This is a genomic window from Mesorhizobium sp. M1027 (genome assembly GCF_040318745.1).
In the GTDB taxonomy this organism is placed as follows: Bacteria; Pseudomonadota; Alphaproteobacteria; order Rhizobiales; family Rhizobiaceae; genus Mesorhizobium.
This window is the reverse complement of record NZ_JAMYMW010000032.1, coordinates 1-992: the sequence shown is the minus strand read 5'-3', so window position 1 is coordinate 992 and position 992 is coordinate 1. Positions and strand designations below refer to the sequence as shown.

The following is a 992-nucleotide window of genomic DNA, read 5'->3' as shown; positions in this document are numbered from 1 at the left end:
GAGCAAGCGCGACAAGCCGCACTGGGGCGCCAGGAAGATCAGGGAGCTGCTGATCAGGAAGCTCGCCGGCGATGTGCGCATCCCGGCCAAGAGCACGGTGCATGCCGTGCTCGACCGCCACCGCCTTGTGAGCCAGGCCCGCAAGAGGAACCGGGCGAACAAGGCCATGGGCACGCCGCTGTCGCAGGCCGCCGTCCCCAACGATCTGTGGTGCGCTGACTTCAAGGGCGAGTTCAAGCTCGGCAACGGTCGCTACTGTTACCCCCTGACGGTGACCGACCAGGCCTCGCGCTACCTGCTTCTCGCCGAAGCGCTTGAAGCGACACGGGAAGCGCCGGTCATCGAGGCCTTCGTCCGGCTGTTCAGGGAACGCGGCCTGCCGCTCGCCATTCGAAGCGACAACGGGGTCCCCTTCGCCAGCCCCAACGGCCTCTACAATCTGTCGAAGCTGTCGGTCTGGTGGTTGAGGCTCGGCATTGCCATCGAGCGCATCAAGCCCGGCAACCCGCAACAGAACGGCCGCCACGAGCGCATGCACCGCACCTTGAAGCAGGAGACCACGCGGCCCCCGGGCATGAATGCCCTGCAACAGCAGGCCAGATTTGACGCTTTCATCAGCGAATTCAACGAGGAAAGGCCGCATGAGGCGTTGGCCATGAAGCTACCGACGGAACTCTACACGCCCTCTTCACGGCCGTATTCCGGCCTGCCGGAGCTGACCTATCCCCTCCATGACAAGGACATCCTGGTCACCGCCTGCGGCCGCATCTGCATGATGAGGAAGAAGATCAACGTCTCGACCGTGCTCGCCGGTCAGAGGCTCGGAATAAAGGAGGTCGACGACGGCATTTGGCTCGTAAGCTTCATGCACTATGATCTGGGATATATCGACCTGGAACAGAGAACCTTGCAGACCATCGACAACCCGTTCGGCACGAGGTTGTCACCCATGTCTTAGGTACATTCTGTTACCCATGTCTCCGGGTCGTACC

1 protein-coding gene is annotated in these 992 nt (G+C 62.2%); it reads left to right on the top strand.

From position 1 onward, the window contains the following. A partial coding sequence (locus NKH50_RS28925) for an integrase core domain-containing protein (RefSeq protein WP_352882582.1) occupies nt 1–958 on the top strand: 958 nt, incomplete at its 5' end. Nucleotides 959–992: the final 34 nt, after the last annotated feature.